Source organism: Marinimicrobium sp. ARAG 43.8, from assembly GCF_050113635.1.
GTDB lineage: Bacteria > Pseudomonadota > Gammaproteobacteria > Pseudomonadales > Cellvibrionaceae > Marinimicrobium.
The window spans coordinates 1-2,348 of sequence record NZ_JBNJLT010000018.1 but is presented as its reverse complement, the minus strand read 5'-3'; the positions used below and the strand labels follow the sequence as shown (position 1 = coordinate 2,348).

Below are 2,348 nucleotides of genomic sequence, written 5' to 3'. Positions count from 1 at the left end.
GCGTATACGGGGGCTGTAACGGGCGGATTCGTTCGAGGATTAGATAACGCCGCTGCGGAACTGATCGCCTCCAGCGTCATCGCCGGGTCGATATCGGAGGCGACCGGTGGTAAGTTTGCCAATGGGGCGGCTTATGCGGCTTTCTCTTGGGCGGTGGCACAAGGGGCTCAGAATATTAGGGAAAATCGGGCTTCAGAAGAGTCAGTTCGTTTTGGTGATCTCAATGAGGTCTCAAAAGAGGACGCCGACAGAATGTATCAGGAGGCGAAGGAGTTTGTTCTATCCTTGGAGGAGACGGATCATGTTGCACCTAGCCAAATTAATTTGGATAACAGGTATGCCCTGATCAATCCGGAAACTGGAGAGGCGGAATTTTTCACCGATTTTAGTCGAGCAGCTAGAGCCCGAAAATCTGGATATGGAATATTCGGAGGTTTTGAAAAAGGTGGGAAAATAACCATTTATAGAACCGCGTTTTCTGCCGACATTCGAAAAATTAACCTATCAGGAAGGCGGTTCGACGACTTCGGATTTGGTTCTATAAGCTCAGGAGTTGAAGTAGGAATTTTTATCGTGGGACATGAAGTTGGGCATATTAGAAAACCCTCAGAAGTCAGTGCGAATTTCTTTGGCAAGAAAATTTTAGAAAGATATCGGGGCGCTCATTAGCGGACTGGAGAGAATAGATGAAGTTCGTCCAAAAATTATTACCTATGTGCAAGTACCCTTTACTGCTTATGGCCGGTTTCCACTGCGGCGTCTTGGCGGGAACCGCTGATTGTGGTCCAGAATCGTGTTCGGAAACTTATTACACAGATATTTCTGGGGCGGAAGAGTTTGGAATTATTATTGACCTTACTAGCTTAGAGGACCCGTCCTTAACGAATATCTTGATTTCTCAACGAAAAGTAGATGAATGCAGAATGGGTGGCTTAGACATCTTAATAGGGAAAGAGCCAAGTGGCAGAGAGCCTAACGCCGTTGTCTCGTTTAAAAGTGTTGACTCTGTTGATGGGGTAATTTTACGGAACGACCTGGTGAACAGCTCGAACTTAATATTTGATATTAATTGTAGCGGGAGTTTGGGAGAAAAGTGGAAAAAAAAATTCAAACAGGTATTGGATGTGAGCTTGCAGTTGGAGAGGGATAAGTAGAGAAAAGGTGAGGTATTTATTTAAAGTCTCGGTGCTGCCGGGGCTTAGAATTTTGGAATTCTTGGAACAGATTACTTGATTTAATTTTTGGTCTATAAGCTTTGTTGCGCCTAATAATTGAGATTTGACAGGAGATGATTAAGGCAAGGATGCCTCGTTTAGTTGTGCCGCTTTACCCGCATCATATTACCTAGCGCGGTGCGCCTCGACCATCTTCAATGGCCTGTTCGGGGACCTGCAGGATCAGGAGTACGACTGGGACGATCTGGGCAACCTGCGGCACCGCTACGATTACAGTGGTGACGAGCCGGTACAGGAAAACTTTGATTACGACGACCTCAACCGCCTGCAATGGTCCGAGGTCAGCGGTCGTGAGCAGATCAACCTCGACTACGACGCCTGGGGCAATATCTCCCACAAGTCCGACGTGGGCGAATATCGTTATGGCGCCGATTGTCAACAGGGCGCAGGCCCTCAAGCGCTGTGTGAAACTAGTGACGGCCGGAGCTATTGGTACGACGCCAACGGCAGCATGGTGAGCGACTCCTCGGGCCGGACCATTGAGTACAGCAGCTTCGACAAGCCCACAAAAATCACCAAAGGCGGTCACACCACCCGCTTTGCCTACAACCCGAGCCGGTCCCGTTACCTACGCGTTGACGAGGACCGGGAGGGCGACACCACCCTCACCCGCTACCTGGGCAATGTGGAGCGCATCACGCACCCGGACGGCCGGCAGGAGATCAAGCGCCGCCTCCCGGGTGGCGCGCTGATCAGCTACACCCGCAGTGCCGACGGCTTGCCGGACGGCAAAACCACCCACCACCTGCACAAAGACCATCTGGGCTCGGTCGACACCATCAGCGATGAAAACGGTCAACTGGTCGCGCAGATGAGCTACGACCCCTGGGGCCAGCGCCGCAATGCGTTGGACTGGGACGCCCTAGTGGCGGCGGAACTGCGCGACTTCGACCCGGATATTACCAGCATCACCAAGCGCGGCTTCACCGGGCACGAGATGCTGGATGAGGTGGGCTTGATCCATATGACCGGGCGGATTTATGACCCGAGACTGGGCCGGTTTTTGCAGGCCGATCCGTTGATCGATGGGGTGACAGACACACAGGGCTATAACCGCTATAGTTATGTACACAACAACCCGCTCAATGCGACCGACCCCAGCGGTTTCTCAGC

General features: G+C 51.7%; 3 protein-coding genes. All 3 read left to right on the top strand.

The features are described from left to right. Positions 1 to 669: hypothetical protein (locus ACQCLF_RS15855; RefSeq protein ID WP_426989037.1), on the top strand; the 669-nt coding region annotated here is incomplete at its 5' end. Between the two features lie 17 nt (positions 670 to 686). Next, a complete protein-coding gene (locus ACQCLF_RS15850; protein ID WP_426989035.1) occupies positions 687 to 1,154 on the top strand; it encodes a hypothetical protein in 468 nt (155 codons plus the stop codon). A gap of 427 nt (positions 1,155 to 1,581) precedes the next feature. After that, positions 1,582 to 2,348 (top strand): RHS repeat-associated core domain-containing protein (locus tag ACQCLF_RS15845; RefSeq protein ID WP_426989033.1); only part of this gene is annotated, 767 nt, incomplete at its 3' end.

What these genes read in the sequence shown, in the direction of transcription:
- ACQCLF_RS15850 (WP_426989035.1), top strand. Translation starts at nt 687, where the DNA reads ATGAAGTTCGTCCAAAAATTATTACCTATGTGCAAGTACCCTTTACTG.